Below are 14,213 nucleotides of genomic sequence, written 5' to 3'. Positions count from 1 at the left end.
ACGGCGAACCCTATAGCTGTTTGAAAAACACGCAAGCAGGGAACCCCCGAGCAATGAAAGAAGACCGCCTGAGCCCTTTCCGCGATGCGGGCACTGACCGTTCAACAGCCCGCGACGTTCCAGATACGCCGCAAACCCGTTCACCGGCTTACAAGCTGGCCTTTGCGGACGAGGATTTTCTGTGCCGGGATGAGTTGCGCCCGGTGCGCCTGCAGTTGGAGCTGTTGAAGCCCGAGCTGATGATGGCAGAGCAGGGAATCGCGTCAACAATCGTGATGTTTGGCGGCGCGCGTATTCCAGAGCCGTCGCAAAAGCATACCGCGCGGACACAGACGCTTGCGAATCTGTCGCAGTATTACGATGAAGCCCGCGAATTTGCGCGGCTGATGACTGAAAAGTCCAAAGAGACCGGATGCCGGGACAACGTCATTGTAACCGGGGGGGGACCCGGTGTGATGGAGGCGGGCAACCGTGGGGCGATGGATGCTGGCGGGTGTTCAATTGGCTTGAACATCGTGCTGCCGCATGAGCAGGCACCGAATTTGTATGTTTCGCCCGAGCTCAGCTTTAACTTTCACTATTTCGCGATTCGCAAGATGCACTTCTTGATGCGTGCACGGGCGATCACGGTCTTTCCGGGTGGCTTTGGCACATTAGATGAAATGTTCGAGGCGCTGACGCTGATACAGACCGGCCGCATGGATCGGGTGCCGTTTCTGCTGTTTGGGCGTGCGTTCTGGGAAAAAGTTGTCAACTGGGAGGCTTTGGCTGACGCAGGTACGATTTCCGAGCAGGATTTGGATCTGTTCCGGTTTGTGGATACCGCGCAAGAGGCGGTCGATCTGATCGAAAACTGGGGCCCGGCGCCGGCGCGCGAGGATATTCCGGGGCGCTGACGCGCTGAAATAGGGAAAATGTGCTACACTCGGCCCCACCATAGCTAATCAAGGGAGGGGTCGATGTCTTATGTTACTGTGTCCACTTGGGCCTATGATGAAACGCTGGATGAGGCCGCACTGGTCGAAAGCGCTCAGGAAAAGATCAGCCAGATCAAGGCGATGGGGGCCAGTGGCGGGTATCTGGTCCGGGTCAGCCCGAACGAGGGCATGATCGTGATGATTTATCCGGACGAAGGTATCTGGAATCGGGTGCGCGATACGGTATTGCACATGCGCGCCGAAACCCGACCTGAGGTTGGTGGCACCCCAACGGGTGCCATGAACGGTCCGGCTGTTGTGTCTGTCTGACGCTGAAATTCGCTGAATTCTATTGGCTCTCGGGGATCCAAAGGCGTGTAAACTGCACGCCTGTTGGAGGATCTCTGAGAGGAAAAAGAGATCAGTTCAGTGTTGCAGGCAGAACACCCAGTTCGGTGCCTTGGGGCAATTTGGTCACGACCTGCGCGCCTTGCACGTCTTTGATGCCATAGCCGAATCCAGCCAGACGGAATTTCCATTCGCGTGCGCTGAGGGCTTTTGAGCGTTCTGCCTGAAGCAAGTCCAACAGTCCGCCTTCGATCATTGTTCCACCGATATCTGCATGTGCCATTTTGTTTTCCTCTCAATGTTTGTTTCTCATTTGGAAACTGACTGTTGATAAAGGCCGAACTTTACCGGAATTGTGGAAAATTTGAGGCAAGCGGGATGCTATGCCTGCGCCGCTTGGGCTGATATGGGTCTGCGCAACACACATCGAGAGGGTCAAATGGATACGCCTAAACAAACGCAGCCAAATCTGGGCGAGATGCTACACCTACGCGGCAATGCGTTGTCAAAGGGCGAACCGATTGCCCTGCCTTTGGTGCAGAGTAGCATGTTCCATCTCCCTGGAATGCCAGAGGATTTTTCCAATTACGGGCGTGTTCACAATCCGACATGGGCGCATTTGGAACATGTCCTGGCGCATCTGGAAGGCGCGCCTTGTCTTGCGTTTCCTTCGGGTATGAGCGCGATTTCGGCAGTATTGTTTGCTACGTTGAAGGCGGGGCATCGGGTGCTGGTACCGTCAGATGGATATTATGTGACGCGATTGTTGGCGGCGCAGTTTCTAGCGCAGTTGGGTGTTGAAGTGATTGAACGGCCCACACTGGGATTCGCAGAAGGTGGGTTCGAAGGAATCGATGTGGTGTTCATAGAAAGCCCGTCGAATCCCGGATTGGATGTGATTGATCTGCGCGCGGTCGCAGAGGCGGTACGCGTGGCAGGTGGCATCAGCATTGTGGATAATACCACCCTGACGCCGTTGGGGCAGCGGCCCTTGGATATGGGTGTTGATATCGTTGTTGCTTCGGACACCAAGGCGATGGGCGGGCATTCGGATGTTTTGATGGGTCACGTCGCGACGCGTGATCCGCAGATTTTGCAGCGGGTGGAGGATTGGCGCAAGATTTCAGGCAGCATCCCCGGCCCGCACGCCAGTTGGTTGTTGCACCGGGGCTTGGAAACGCTGGATGTGCGGTTCGACCGGATGTGCACTTCGGCACAGGTGATCGCGGAACGGTTGGCCGCGCACCCTGCAATCAAGCAGATTCGATTTCCCGGCTTGCCGGGTGACGCGTCTCATGCCCTGTCCAAGGCGCAGACATTGCGGTTTGGGTTCCTGATTTCGGTCACGTTGGACAGCGAGGCGCAAGCGGACACGTTTATCAATACCTGCCCGTTGATTCGCCCGGCCACGTCGTTTGGGGGTGTTCATACGTCAGCCGAGCGGCGCGCACGGTGGGGGGATGTCGTAGACCCAGCCTTTGTACGTTTGTCGGTTGGGTGTGAACCTGTCGAGGAGTTGTGGCAGGCCATTGATCAAGCGCTGAACGCGCTGTGAGATCAGTCTGATTGTGGGCTGAACCGCAACGCATTTAGGTGCGGTTCAGCTCGAGGCTCTGAGTTACTTTTTCTTTGGTTCGCGCAGTTCTTTGAACAGGAACATCGGGATGACGATGGAGGCGATTAGCGCACCCAGCCAAACCAGCAAGGTCGCGGCCAGCAGGTTCGACACGCCGCCAACGGTTAGGCCCGAGGCGATCATATCCGTAATTAACAAGCCAACAAAGGTTACTACCAGTGCCATTCCGCCCTTAAGGGCTGGCACGTTTTTCTCGCTGACTTTGGTCAACAGCGGTTCGGCAATCACCTGAACCAGTGTGAACACCACCACCACGACGATCATGGACAAGGGCGCAATCGAAAACCCATCCAGCAAGAGCGCGGCCAGCAATAGGCCAACCGCGTTACCGATCAAGAGCGCGACAATCGACAGGACACGTCGGGACATAGGATCAATTCCTTACATTCAAATCTAAGAGATATTGAATGCAACCTTAGCCTGGGTTTCCGCCGATTTCATCCAAAATCAAAGACCTGCTTCGGCTTCGATCTGCCTGCGTGATTTGCGGGCGCGTTCGGTGGCCGATTTTAGCTGACCACAGGCCGCCATGATGTCTTCGCCGCGCGGTGTGCGGATGGGCGAGGCAAAGCCTGCCTCGTGAATGATATCGGCAAAAGCGTGGATGCGGTTGCCCGAGCTGCGCTTGTACGGGGCACCGGGCCATTCGTTGAACGGGATCAGGTTGATTTTGGCCGGAATGTTAAATTCCCGGATCAAGCTGATCAGGCGGTGCGCATCTGCTTTGGTGTCATTCACGCCGTCGAGCATCACATATTCAAAGGTGATGCGTTCGGAATTGGACACGCGTGGATAATCAGCAAGGGCTTGCAGCAGTTCGCGGATGTTCCAGCGTTTGTTGATCGGAACCAGCTTATCACGGGTTTCATCGGTGGTGGCGTGGAACGAAATCGCCAGCAAGCAGCCGATTTCATCCGCGGTGCGCGCGATTTCAGGCACAACGCCTGAGGTCGACAATGTGATGCGCCGGCGGCTGAGCTGGATGCCTTCGGGGTCCATGGCGATTTTCATCGCGTCGCGCACGTTGTCGAAATTATAGAGCGGCTCGCCCATGCCCATCAGAACGATGTTGCTGAGCAGTCGGGATTCATCGGGGGCGCGTTTGCCAGGGGTCGGCCATTCGTCCAGATCGTCACGCGCCATCATTACCTGACCGATGATTTCGGCCGAGGTGAGGTTGCGGACCAGTTTCTGAGTGCCGGTGTGGCAGAACGAACAGGTCAATGTGCACCCAACCTGAGACGAGATGCACAGCGTGCCGCGCCCTTCTTCGGGGATGTAAACGACCTCGACCTCGTGGCCGCCCGCGATCCGCACCAGATATTTGCGGGTGCCATCGCTGGACACTTGACGCGAGACGACTTCGGGGATTTCAATCACAAATTTTTCGGCCAATTCGGCCCGAAACGCTTTGGACAGGTTGGTCATCTCTGCGAAGTCGCGAACGCCCCACTGATAGATCCATTGCCAGATTTGCCCGACGCGCATTTTGGCCTGTTTTTCCGGCGTACCGCTGGCAATCAGGGCTTCGCGCATTTGTGGACGGGTCATACCGACGATGTTCGTCGGCCCCTCGGGCAATTTGCGGGGAATTGTCATCACATCTTGCGTGATCGGCGCGTTGGCGGACATATCAAAGGACTCACTAAGCTGAGGGATGCGCCTCTATATAGGAGAACGCGCAAAGATCAAAAGATTTCGCGCGCTCTTATTATTAGACTTTATTGGACGCTGGCCATCAATTCGGCGATTCTGGCCCGCCCTAGAGTGATGAAACAGCTTTGAATTGCGATGCCCGTGCCCGAACCACCCCCAAAGGATGCCCCCACCGCATCACATTGAGCGGTGCGATAGGCAGCCCAAGCGGTTTGGGCGGCGTCCAACGCAGGGCCGGCAACTTTGCGGCCAGTGACCTCATCGAGCTCAATGGCAGAGCCTTGGGCGATTTCAAGAGCGATGGCCATCGCGGCCTCTACCTGATCGGCGGCGGCCCCGACACATGTGCCGATTTCGACCTGCGACCCGGCGGCGCTGCATTCAAGTGACGGGTCGGTTGTTCCGGCTGTTGGGGCAAGCAGCAGGGCGGCGCAGACGAGGTATCGCATTAAACTGGCTCCCCATATTCGTTTGCCTCGGGCTGTGAGGGGCGTGTCAGCCACCACAGGATCAAGATGCTAAGACCCAATTGGAGCAACATCGCAGCGATCAGCCCTGAAACTCCGAGAAAGGCAGCGGGGCCGCGTAACACTTCGGGATCGTCAACTCGCCCTTCCATCAAGGAGAAAACGGCGACGCCTGAAAACAGAAACAGAATCATGGCGAAGGAAATGGCCAAGGGTAAAAGCAGATACCATCCGGGATATCCGACATCGTGCATGCGCCGCCAACCAGCTGCCAGCATGGGGAGCAGAGTCGCGAACTGAAATAGCGGAGTTAAGAATTGCGAGGGTTCGCCAGTCTCAGGGTTTGTGCCAAACACAATGGCATCGATGATCGACAAGAGCACCGCCCCGAGAAAAACAAACAAGACGAACCACCAATATTCCGGGCGCCGTGCCCGGCCAGAAAAGGTGACGTACTTGGAAAGGCAGGTCTTTATGGCAGTGGTAAAAGTCATCTTAAACCTCGCGTTCTGAATAATAATAACCTGCAGCTTACAACCCTAACCCGTCAAACAAAAACAGCCGGCGCTCTTTTCAGAGTGCCGGCTGTGCGAGGCGGTTACCGAGAGGGGGGACCTACTCGGCAGCCATTGCCTTGGGCTCCCAGGCGAAGGGCTGGAACATGCCATCCACCGGTGTTTCAAAAAGGGCGTTTGTGTAATTCGACAGGACCTTTTGGGCAAAGATCACCAGTAGATCCTGAAGCGCGCGGTCGTCATAGCCAGCAGCGCGGAAGGCAACCAGATCTTCGGACGCAGGGCGGCCATGGGTGTCGCGCAGGGCCAAAGTAAAGGTGCGCAGAGATTCGAGCTTGGCATCATTCAGCGGTGTTTCATCGCGCAGCGCGTCGATGATGTCTTTGTCGACTTTTTCACGCAGCGCGATGCCGGTGTGTGCGGGAACGCAGTAATGGCAGGTATTGGCGACGTTGATGGTCATCCAGATCACGGTGCGCTCGGCCGGGGAAAAGCCGGTGGTCATCGCAAGGCGCGACAGTTCTTTGTAGGATTCCAGCAAGGCGGGGCTTGTTGCCATGACGCCGTGCAGATTTGGAATGGAACCAAAGGCTTTGACCGACCCTTCGAGCAACGGTTTTGCGGCGTCTGGGGCGGTTTCGAGGGTGTGAATGACGGTTTGAGTCATGAGGCTGTCCTGTCAGAAGTGTGTTGGCAGACAGCTATGATTGGAGCGTTCTGATAAAAACGCTGATCCGGGCAGAGATTACTGTGCAGCGATGCGCAGCATTTCACCGGCTTGTGATTTGGTGTGTACAAAAACGGCAAAGCGCAGGTGCAAAACGCAAAAACCCCGGATCAGATCCGGGGTTTTGTATTGGATTTGGACAAGATTAACTGCCGCAGCGCTTTTTCGCATCCTCAAGTGCGGCGGTGAAGCCAAGCAGCGAGAACGTATCTTTGGTTTGTGTTCCGCGTGAGGACCGAGCGGTCAGCGTCGCAGAGGCGCCGCGTTTCATTGCACTGATTATTTTAGAATCCTGTGCTTCGGTCGCCGGCCATGCCCATTCGCCTTCGGAAATCAGTTCGAACTGGGTGCCGCCAACATCAAGCGAAACGGTTGAGCCGGGGGCAAAGGGATATCCACCGGTGAATGTCACCTGTCCTTTGACGCCCGCCTTGGGGCGGAAAAAGACGAACAGCAGGATATCGCTGCGTTTGGCTGCAACAACCCGGCCACCGCGTGTGTTCACGGTTTCCTTTGGGGCGGAAACGCTCCAGCACTCGGTTGGATCGTCCTCGACAAAGACACTCCAATTGGTCTTTGCCGCTACCCGGTTTGTGCTTTGTGTTTGAGCGGACGCAGTTGCGGCCATTCCTGCAATGCACAGGCCCGCGATTGTGCGGAAAAGTATAGATACCATGTGTCCAGCCTCCTAGACTGTCCTTAACCTCAATTCCCAAGGTGCGCCCGTGCGGGTCTTGCCAACCCATCTGTCTTGCGCATCCTATCGTTTGCCGACATAGACATACTAATGCAATTTTCGCCATGGGCGAAAGGGCGATTGGCGGGAATTTGCCAAGAAATGGGGAGGGTTTTGATGACACAACCGGTTCCAATGACCGAAATCTGGCGCGGTCCGTTCCTTGAGAGCGTGCATTCAGGCCATGCGGTGATCTGTGATGATACCGGACAGATCGTGCGCAGCTGGGGCGATCCACACGCGACGGTGCTGCCGCGCAGTTCCTCGAAGATGGTGCAGGCGCTGCCACTGATTACATCGGGGGCCGCTGCAAAATACGGTCTGACGTCTGAACATTTGGCACTGGCTTGTGCGTCCCACAACGGTGCGGCGATCCACACGGATCGGGTCAAGGCGTGGCTAGATCATCTGGGGCTGAGCGATGACGATTTCCGCTGTGGGCCACAATTGCCAAATGATCCGCCCGCACGGGATGCGCTGATCATCGGTGACGACAGCCCTTGCCAGATGCACAACAATTGCTCGGGTAAGCATTCGGGTTTTTTGACCCTGAACCAACATATGGGCGGTAATGCTGAATACATCGAGGTGGATCACCCGGTGCAGCAGGCCTGTCTGGCGGCGTTCGAAGAGACCACCGGCGAGACCAGTCCGGGCTATGGCATTGATGGCTGTTCGGCCCCCAATTATGCCAGTTCATTGCTGGGCATGGCGCGGTCGATGGCTTGGTTTGCATCTGCTGCGGATCGGTCAGATCGACAGAGTGCCGCAGCCGAGCAATTGACCACCGCGATGATCAAACATCCGGAACTGGTGGCGGGCGAAGGCCGGGCCTGTACTGAATTGATGCGGGCGATGAACGGGCGGGTTGCGATTAAAACCGGCGCCGAGGCGTTTTTCATTGCGATCATTCCTGAAAAGCGGATGGGCGTTGCATTGAAAATTGTTGATGGCACCACCCGCGCCAGTGAATGCGCCATTGCGGCGATTCTGGTTGAGTTGGGTGTGCTTGAGGCGGATCATCCGGCGACACGCAAATTTATGAATGCGCCGATCCTGAATCGCCGGGGCATTGATACCGGTATGATCAAGCCAGCCGCCGGGTTTATCTGACGGCTGGATTTTTCTGTTGGGGTGTAACGGGCGGGCGCGCGTTACATCTCCATGATTTCAGCGACTTCGACAGAGCCGTGACCGCTGACCACCATGGGACACCCTTTGGCCATTTCTGTTGCGGTCCCCATGTCGGCGGCATTCACCACGGTATATCCCGAAATTGGATTTGCACCGCCGTCGGCTGCAACACCAGACGCGCTGACTGTTTGGGACATACCCACGGGCGCGCCGGGGATTTCCAAAGCATCGGCCATGGTTTCAAACCAAGCTTTCCATGCGGCCATGACCTCGGCGCCTTCTTCGGGGCTCTCGGGGGTTTTGCCGCCGTGATAGGCAAAAATGAACTGTGGCATTGTTGGTCCTCCTTGTTGGTTTGGGGTTAATTCAGGTGTGCAGACAGTTTGCGCAGGGCTGAGCTCCATCCACGCTCGTGGTTGGTGCTGATCTCGTCATCGCCCAGATCGCGGTGATCTATCAGCAAACGTGACCCAGTGGCGGTTGCCACCACGGTAAAGGTCACATGGCTTTCGGCACCGCGATTGTCTTCGGGATCATGCCAACCCCAGGTAAAGCCAACCGATTTGGGGGGATCGACGTGGGTGACATGCCCGGACATCTTGTATTGCTGACCCTCGTCATTTTTCAGGACGGAATACCACGGCCCGGTGCGGGATAGATCAAGGTTATATGCAGACAGGAGCATGCCTTCGGACCCCCACCATTTTAGCAATTTTCCGGGGGAGCTGACCCAATCGAACAGCTTTTCGGGGCTGACAGGGAATTCCCGTTCTAGTCGCAGGTCAGTCATGCGTCGTCCTCTTCTAATATGGCGGCTTCCAACCGGTCGAGGCTGGCTTCCCAAAATTCACGTTTTGAAATTGTCCAATTTGCAATGGCACGCAGACCTTCGGGCTGGACCGTGTACAAGCGTTTGGTTCCGATGGCGCGCTGCTGAATAATTCCGGCCTCGCGCAGAACCTTGAGATGTCTTGATATCGCAGCCCCGGACATGCCGCGCCCTTGGATCAGGTCACCGGCGGGCAATTCCCCCTGTGCCATCAACTGTTCGACGATATCGAATCGCGTTGGGTCTGAGAGCGCTGAAAAGGCTGAGAGAAGGTGTGTCATGAGAATAAATTTAACATATTTGTTAAATTAAGTACAGACCTGTAGCTCACATAAGGTGAGCGGAGCAGCGGGGCAGGGTCTAAACCATGTCCCACAAGAGTTTGATTGCGAGGATGAGCGAGGTCATAACCAACAGGGGTTTGATCAGGCGTGCGCCGATGCGCTGGGCCAGAATCGCGCCCAATCGCGCGCCAAAGATTTGTGCGACGCCCATGATCAGACCAGTGATCCACCACGGTTCCGCGACAAAGGCAAAGGCCAGCAACGCGCCAACATTTGAGGCAAGGTTCAGCAATTTGGTATGGGCGGTAGCCTTGAGCACGCCGTACCCAGCCAGCGACACAAAGGCGAGCATGTAAAAGCTGCCCGCACCGGGGCCCAGCAAGCCATCATAGGCCCCGCACAAGGGCACCATGGTGACGGCAAACATTGCGGGGGACATCCGGCGCACCCGGTCTTCATCCCCTAGTCCCTTTTTGGTGGCAAAGAAAATCGCGATCCCGATGAGCAGGATTGGAAGCAGCAGGCGGATGAAATCTGTCGGCAGAAAAGAAATCAACAGCGCCCCTGCGATGGAGGCAACGCCCGCGACAAGGGCGGATTTCCATTGTTCACGTAGGTTCACATGGCCGCCACGGGCATAGGACAGCGCCGCAGTTCCGGCTCCAAAGATCGCTTGGATCTTATTGGTGGCAAGGGCGGTTACCGGGTTTGCACCCGCGATGATCAGCACAGGCAGGGTGATCAATCCGCCGCCACCGGCGATGGCATCTACAAAACCGGCCAAAAACCCCGCTGCGATGAGCAGCAGGAGAACCTCAACAGTGACTTCGAGCATGAGTTATCCCTGAAATACGTCGCGGGCGTAGCCCTGCACAAACAACAGCGCGGACAGGTCGCCATGGTTGATTCGCACCTCGCATTCAGCCGCGACCGAGGGTTTCGCGTGCAGGGCAACGCCGGTGCCTGCGCGTTTCAGCATACCCAGATCATTGGCCCCATCGCCAACTGCAATCACGTCTGCCTCTGTAATTCCGAGCCGCGCGGTGATCTGTTCCAGCGCATCAACCTTGGCCTGTTTGCCCAAGATTGGACGCCCAGCCTTGCCGGTCAGTTTGCCATCTGCCACCAACAGGGTGTTGGCGCGGTTTTCGTCAAATCCCAATGTAGCGGCAACCGAAGCCGTGAAGGCAGTGAACCCGCCCGACACAAGGGCCGCATAGCCATCGTTGGCTTTCATTGTGGCCAGCAGCGTCTTGCCGCCCGGCATCAGGGTAATGCGCTGATCGAGAACTTGTTGAATGACGCCTTCGTCCAATCCAGCGAGCAGGCCGACACGTTCGTCCAGCGCGCCTTCGAAATCCAATTCGCCATTCATGGCGCGGGCTGTGATGTCTTTGACCCGCGCGCCGACGCCAGCAACCTCAGCTAACTCGTCAATGCATTCCTGCTGAATCATGGTGCTATCCATGTCTGCCAGCAGCATCTTCTTGCGGCGTCCCTGTTCAGGCTGCACGATCAGATCCACGCCCATGTTTTGCAGGTCCGCCCAGACATCCCATTGATTGTCAGGCTGCATTTCCAACGTGAATTCAGCAGCTTCATCCGGGCTGAGCCAGAAGGCATCGCCGCCGCCCCATGCATTGCGCAGCGATTCGACCAATGCCGGATCCAGTGAGGGATTAGCGGGATTGGTGAGCAGGGTTGCAACAAACATGGGCGGTCTCCTTTGGCCCATCGCATAAAGCAGCCACAGAAAATGCGCCAGCCTTGGTTGATTGCGCCAAGGGGAGCTTGTTTTGCGGGAGGCTGTTGCAAAGGTTGGGCCATGGGTGGGGTGTAAGTTTTTGAATTTAAACCGTATTGAGGCTCGATCTTTGGGGCTCGCGGCAACGGGAAATGATCATGAGAGTCGCACCACGGTTGGGAACGCAAGTTTCCGATAGTGGTCGCAAAGGTCGGATTTGCGTGTCAAAGCGGCGAAATCAGACCACTTTTCCCTTGCGTGCCGCATCGCAGCACCCTAGCTCTGTCGGCGGGACACCCTTCCCCAACGAAGGGCATTTATCTGTAAGGATACCAGAAATGGCTACTCAGCAACCGGCGATCCGCCCGGCAAATCCGCGTTTCTCTTCGGGCCCCTGTGCCAAACCCCCCACATTTGATGTTTCCAAGCTTGCCAATGCCGCTTTGGGTCGGTCGCACCGCGCCGCCATCGGTAAAGACAAGCTGAAGGCCGCGATTGAAAACACGCGCGAGATCCTTGGCATCCCTGCTGACTACAAAATCGGTATCGTCCCAGCGTCGGACACCGGTGCCGTTGAAATGTCGCTTTGGTCGCTGTTGGGTCAGCGCAAAGTTGAAATGCTGGCTTGGGAAAGCTTTGGCGCGGGCTGGGTCACCGATGTGGTGAAGCAGTTGAAAATCGACGCCGAGGTTAAGACCGCCGACTATGGTCAGATCGTTGATCTGGCGTCGGTCGATTTCAACAATGATGTTGTATTTACATGGAACGGCACCACCGCCGGTGTACGCGTACCAAATGGCGACTGGATCGCTGATGACCGCGACGGTCTGACCATCTGCGACGCCACCAGCGCCGCCTTTGCGATGGATCTGCCGTGGGACAAATTGGATGTGACCACGTTCAGTTGGCAAAAAGTGCTGGGCGGCGAAGGTGCGCACGGTATGTTGATCTTGTCCCCGCGCGCGGTTGAGAGGCTGGAAAGCTATACCCCCGCGTGGCCCTTGCCGAAAATTTTCCGCATGACCAAAGGTGGCAAGCTGATCGAGGGTATCTTTACCGGCGCAACGATCAACACGCCGTCGATGCTGGCTGTTGAGGACTACCTGTTCGGCCTTGATTGGGCCAAATCAGTTGGTGGATTGCAGGGTTTGATTGCGCGTGCTGATGCCAATGCGCAGGCAGTTTTTGATTTCTGCGACGCCAATGATTGGATTGCTAATCTGGCGGAAGATGACGCCACCCGGTCGAACACCAGCGTGTGTCTGAAGTTTAACGACGCCCGCATTCAGGATGGCGCGAAGTTCGCCAAAGCAGTTGCTAAGCGTCTGGAAGCCGAGAATATCGCGCTTGATATTGGTGCGTATCGCGATGCGCCTGCCGGTCTGCGGATCTGGTGTGGCGGCACGGTCGAGACCGCCGACGTTCAAGCGATGTTGCCGTGGCTTGCGTGGGCTTTTGAGGCCGAAATCGCTGCGCAATCCGTCGCGGCATAATCCAACATCGTAGGGTGCGCAGCAAATGCGCATCTCTCCCCGATTTTTATTAAAGGACCACAAACATGGCTCCCAAAGTTCTCGTATCCGACAAGCTTAGCGAAACCGCCGTTCAGATTTTCCGCGATCGTGGTATTGATGTGGATTTCCAGCCTGATCTGGGCAAAGACAAAGACAAACTGGCCGAAGTGATTGGCCAATACGATGGTCTTGCCATCCGTTCGGCGACCAAAGTGACCGAAAAGATCCTCGCGGCGGCGGATAACCTCAAGGTCATCGCTCGTGCCGGGATCGGCACCGACAACATCGACAAAGATGCGGCGTCGAAAAAGGGTGTGATCGTCATGAACACACCCTTTGGCAATATGATCACCACTGCCGAACACGCCATTGCGATGATGTTTTCCGTGGCGCGTCAGATCCCTGAGGCCAGCGAATCCACGCATGCAGGCAAGTGGGAAAAGTCCAAATTCATGGGCACGGAACTGACCAACAAAACCTTGGGTGTGATTGGTGCGGGTAACATTGGTGGTATTGTGTGTGATCGCGCCCGTGGGTTGAAAATGAAGGTTGTCGCCTTTGATCCTTATTTGGGCGAAGAAAAAGCGGCCAAAATGGGCGTTGAAAAGGTCGAACTGGACGAGCTATTGGCGCGCGCTGATTTCATCACGCTGCACGTGCCGTTTACCGATGCGACGGCCAACATCCTGAGCCGTGAAAATCTGGCGAAAACCAAAAAAGGCGTGCGGATCATCAACTGTGCCCGTGGCGGCTTGGTCGATGAAGAAGCGTTGGCGGATATGCTGAAATCCGGACATGTCGCCGGCGCGGCTTTCGATGTGTTCGCGGTTGAGCCTGCCAAAGACAACGTGCTGTTCAACCTGCCCAACGTAGTTTGCACCCCGCACTTGGGCGCGGCAACATCCGAGGCACAGGAAAACGTAGCCCTGCAAGTGGCCGAGCAGATGTCGAACTACCTGCTGACTGGTGCGGTTGAAAACGCATTGAACATGCCGTCGGTCACTGCCGAAGAGGCAAAAGTCATGGGCCCTTGGATTGATCTTGCGGGTCACTTGGGCAGCTTTACCGGCCAGATGACCGATGAGCCGATCAAAGCGATCAACATCCTGTATGACGGTGTCGCAGCTGAAATGAACCTGGCGGCGCTGAACTGTGCAGTGGTTGCGGGCATCATGAAGCGGGCGAATCCTGACGTGAACATGGTGTCGGCTCCTGTTGTGGCGCGCGAACGCGGCATTCAGATTTCGACCACCAATCAGGACAAATCGGGCGCGTTCGAAGGCTACATCAAAGTGACCGTGGTGACGGACAAGCGCGAGCGTTCTGTTGGGGGGACCGTGTTCAGCGATGGCAAGCCGCGCTTCATTCAGATCAAAGGCATCAATATCGACGCCGAAATTGGTGCGCATATGTTGTACACCACCAATGAAGACGTGCCGGGCATCATCGGGACCTTGGGTGAAACGATGGGCGCCAACAACGTCAACATCGCGAACTTTACTCTTGGTCGTGCGGGTGCTGGTGGCGAAGCGATTGCTCTGCTGTATGTGGACGAAGCTGTTCCTGCTGAAGCGCGCGCCAAATTGGCGGAAACGGGTCTGTTTACCCAAGTTAAGCCGCTCGCATTCGACGTTGCCTGATCTACGTGGCATAAACTAAACATCGCAACAAAATTTGCACCCGCGCATGGTTTGCGCGGGTGTCTT

18 protein-coding genes are annotated in these 14,213 nt (G+C 56.4%); 6 read left to right on the top strand and 12 right to left on the bottom strand.

Annotated elements, in window-relative coordinates:
• Positions 1–53 precede the first annotated feature (53 nt).
• On the top strand, positions 54–896 hold the full coding sequence (locus ABWV33_RS05305) for an LOG family protein (protein ID WP_353329374.1): 843 nt from the start codon (positions 54–56) through the stop codon (positions 894–896).
• A gap of 63 nt (positions 897–959) precedes the next feature.
• Positions 960–1,247, top strand: a complete 288-nt coding sequence (locus tag ABWV33_RS05300) for a hypothetical protein (protein WP_113822436.1) — start codon at positions 960–962, stop codon at positions 1,245–1,247.
• 91 nt (positions 1,248–1,338) lie between these two features.
• On the opposite strand, the gene ABWV33_RS05295 is transcribed toward ABWV33_RS05300, so the two are convergent.
• A complete protein-coding gene (locus tag ABWV33_RS05295; protein WP_113822435.1) occupies positions 1,339–1,548 on the bottom strand; it encodes a hypothetical protein in 210 nt (69 codons plus the stop codon).
• 156 nt (positions 1,549–1,704) lie between these two features.
• On the opposite strand from ABWV33_RS05295, the gene ABWV33_RS05290 reads away from it, so the two are divergent.
• A complete protein-coding gene (locus ABWV33_RS05290; RefSeq protein ID WP_353329373.1) occupies positions 1,705–2,820 on the top strand; it encodes a cystathionine gamma-lyase in 1,116 nt (371 codons plus the stop codon).
• 63 nt (positions 2,821–2,883) lie between these two features.
• Here ABWV33_RS05290 and ABWV33_RS05285 read toward each other — a convergent pair whose 3' ends face one another.
• The 6 genes from ABWV33_RS05285 to ABWV33_RS05260 all read right to left on the bottom strand — a co-directional run bounded on the left by ABWV33_RS05285 (position 2,884) and on the right by ABWV33_RS05260 (position 6,942).
• On the bottom strand, positions 2,884–3,270 hold the full coding sequence (locus ABWV33_RS05285) for a phage holin family protein (RefSeq protein ID WP_113822433.1): 387 nt from the start codon (positions 3,268–3,270) through the stop codon (positions 2,884–2,886).
• A 78-nt stretch (positions 3,271–3,348) separates the two neighbouring features.
• Entirely contained in the window at positions 3,349–4,533 is a 1,185-nt protein-coding gene (gene rlmN, locus ABWV33_RS05280) for a dual-specificity RNA methyltransferase RlmN (RefSeq protein WP_353329372.1), read from the bottom strand.
• 89 nt (positions 4,534–4,622) lie between these two features.
• Positions 4,623–5,006 carry a lysozyme inhibitor LprI family protein gene (locus ABWV33_RS05275; RefSeq protein ID WP_353329371.1) on the bottom strand — a complete coding sequence of 128 codons (384 nt, stop codon included), beginning with the start codon at positions 5,004–5,006 and terminating at the stop codon, positions 4,623–4,625.
• Positions 5,006–5,518, bottom strand: a complete 513-nt coding sequence (locus ABWV33_RS05270; RefSeq protein WP_164621049.1) for a DUF805 domain-containing protein — start codon at positions 5,516–5,518, stop codon at positions 5,006–5,008. Before ABWV33_RS05270 ends, ABWV33_RS05275 begins: the two co-directional genes overlap by 1 nt.
• 121 nt (positions 5,519–5,639) lie before the next feature.
• Positions 5,640–6,206 (bottom strand): carboxymuconolactone decarboxylase family protein, encoded by a 567-nt coding sequence (locus ABWV33_RS05265; RefSeq protein ID WP_215402093.1) that lies wholly within the window; start codon positions 6,204–6,206, stop codon positions 5,640–5,642.
• Positions 6,207–6,411: 205 nt separating this feature from the next.
• The gene (locus tag ABWV33_RS05260; protein ID WP_113822427.1) at positions 6,412–6,942 is read right to left on the bottom strand and encodes an invasion associated locus B family protein; all 531 of its coding nucleotides are present in this window, start codon (positions 6,940–6,942) and stop codon (positions 6,412–6,414) included.
• Positions 6,943–7,119: 177 nt separating this feature from the next.
• Here ABWV33_RS05260 and ABWV33_RS05255 point away from each other — a divergent pair, with 177 nt between their 5' ends.
• Positions 7,120–8,115 carry an asparaginase gene (locus ABWV33_RS05255; protein WP_353329370.1) on the top strand — a complete coding sequence of 332 codons (996 nt, stop codon included), beginning with the start codon at positions 7,120–7,122 and terminating at the stop codon, positions 8,113–8,115.
• 41 nt (positions 8,116–8,156) lie between these two features.
• Here ABWV33_RS05255 and ABWV33_RS05250 read toward each other — a convergent pair whose 3' ends face one another.
• From ABWV33_RS05250 to serB, 5 genes are all read right to left on the bottom strand, one after another.
• The gene (locus ABWV33_RS05250) at positions 8,157–8,471 is read right to left on the bottom strand and encodes a YciI family protein (RefSeq protein ID WP_113822425.1); all 315 of its coding nucleotides are present in this window, start codon (positions 8,469–8,471) and stop codon (positions 8,157–8,159) included.
• A gap of 26 nt (positions 8,472–8,497) precedes the next feature.
• Positions 8,498–8,926 carry an SRPBCC family protein gene (locus ABWV33_RS05245; protein ID WP_353329369.1) on the bottom strand — a complete coding sequence of 143 codons (429 nt, stop codon included), beginning with the start codon at positions 8,924–8,926 and terminating at the stop codon, positions 8,498–8,500.
• The gene (locus tag ABWV33_RS05240; protein ID WP_113822423.1) at positions 8,923–9,246 is read right to left on the bottom strand and encodes an ArsR/SmtB family transcription factor; all 324 of its coding nucleotides are present in this window, start codon (positions 9,244–9,246) and stop codon (positions 8,923–8,925) included. The genes ABWV33_RS05245 and ABWV33_RS05240 overlap by 4 nt, the downstream gene beginning before the upstream one ends.
• Positions 9,247–9,325: 79 nt before the next feature.
• A complete protein-coding gene (locus tag ABWV33_RS05235; protein ID WP_353329368.1) occupies positions 9,326–10,084 on the bottom strand; it encodes a TSUP family transporter in 759 nt (252 codons plus the stop codon).
• Positions 10,085–10,087: 3 nt separating this feature from the next.
• Positions 10,088–10,963, bottom strand: a complete 876-nt coding sequence (gene serB, locus ABWV33_RS05230; protein ID WP_353329367.1) for a phosphoserine phosphatase SerB — start codon at positions 10,961–10,963, stop codon at positions 10,088–10,090.
• A gap of 368 nt (positions 10,964–11,331) precedes the next feature.
• Between serB and ABWV33_RS05225 the strand changes: the two genes are divergently transcribed.
• Together ABWV33_RS05225 and serA are read left to right on the top strand one after the other, a co-directional pair.
• Positions 11,332–12,486: a phosphoserine transaminase gene (locus tag ABWV33_RS05225; RefSeq protein WP_164621063.1), complete on the top strand. Its 1,155-nt coding sequence runs from the start codon at positions 11,332–11,334 to the stop codon at positions 12,484–12,486.
• Positions 12,487–12,551: 65 nt separating this feature from the next.
• A complete protein-coding gene (gene serA / locus ABWV33_RS05220; RefSeq protein WP_113822419.1) occupies positions 12,552–14,147 on the top strand; it encodes a phosphoglycerate dehydrogenase in 1,596 nt (531 codons plus the stop codon).
• Positions 14,148–14,213: the final 66 nt, after the last annotated feature.

The sequence above is a fragment of the Phaeobacter sp. NW0010-22 genome, from assembly GCF_040365955.1.
Lineage (GTDB): Bacteria > Pseudomonadota > Alphaproteobacteria > Rhodobacterales > Rhodobacteraceae > OMPR01.
This window is presented reverse-complemented; position numbering and strand designations above follow the sequence as displayed.

Coding starts and splice junctions, on each gene's coding strand:
- ABWV33_RS05305 (WP_353329374.1), top strand. CDS start 54: ATGAAAGAAGACCGCCTGAGCCCTTTCCGCGATGCGGGCACTGACCGT.
- ABWV33_RS05300 (WP_113822436.1), top strand. CDS start 960: ATGTCTTATGTTACTGTGTCCACTTGGGCCTATGATGAAACGCTGGAT.
- ABWV33_RS05295 (WP_113822435.1), bottom strand. CDS start 1,548: ATGGCACATGCAGATATCGGTGGAACAATGATCGAAGGCGGACTGTTG.
- ABWV33_RS05290 (WP_353329373.1), top strand. CDS start 1,705: ATGGATACGCCTAAACAAACGCAGCCAAATCTGGGCGAGATGCTACAC.
- ABWV33_RS05285 (WP_113822433.1), bottom strand. CDS start 3,270: ATGTCCCGACGTGTCCTGTCGATTGTCGCGCTCTTGATCGGTAACGCG.
- rlmN (WP_353329372.1), bottom strand. CDS start 4,533: ATGTCCGCCAACGCGCCGATCACGCAAGATGTGATGACAATTCCCCGC.
- ABWV33_RS05275 (WP_353329371.1), bottom strand. CDS start 5,006: ATGCGATACCTCGTCTGCGCCGCCCTGCTGCTTGCCCCAACAGCCGGA.
- ABWV33_RS05270 (WP_164621049.1), bottom strand. CDS start 5,518: ATGACTTTTACCACTGCCATAAAGACCTGCCTTTCCAAGTACGTCACC.
- ABWV33_RS05265 (WP_215402093.1), bottom strand. CDS start 6,206: ATGACTCAAACCGTCATTCACACCCTCGAAACCGCCCCAGACGCCGCA.
- ABWV33_RS05260 (WP_113822427.1), bottom strand. CDS start 6,942: ATGGTATCTATACTTTTCCGCACAATCGCGGGCCTGTGCATTGCAGGA.
- ABWV33_RS05255 (WP_353329370.1), top strand. CDS start 7,120: ATGACACAACCGGTTCCAATGACCGAAATCTGGCGCGGTCCGTTCCTT.
- ABWV33_RS05250 (WP_113822425.1), bottom strand. CDS start 8,471: ATGCCACAGTTCATTTTTGCCTATCACGGCGGCAAAACCCCCGAGAGC.
- ABWV33_RS05245 (WP_353329369.1), bottom strand. CDS start 8,926: ATGACTGACCTGCGACTAGAACGGGAATTCCCTGTCAGCCCCGAAAAG.
- ABWV33_RS05240 (WP_113822423.1), bottom strand. CDS start 9,246: ATGACACACCTTCTCTCAGCCTTTTCAGCGCTCTCAGACCCAACGCGA.
- ABWV33_RS05235 (WP_353329368.1), bottom strand. CDS start 10,084: ATGCTCGAAGTCACTGTTGAGGTTCTCCTGCTGCTCATCGCAGCGGGG.
- serB (WP_353329367.1), bottom strand. CDS start 10,963: ATGTTTGTTGCAACCCTGCTCACCAATCCCGCTAATCCCTCACTGGAT.
- ABWV33_RS05225 (WP_164621063.1), top strand. CDS start 11,332: ATGGCTACTCAGCAACCGGCGATCCGCCCGGCAAATCCGCGTTTCTCT.
- serA (WP_113822419.1), top strand. CDS start 12,552: ATGGCTCCCAAAGTTCTCGTATCCGACAAGCTTAGCGAAACCGCCGTT.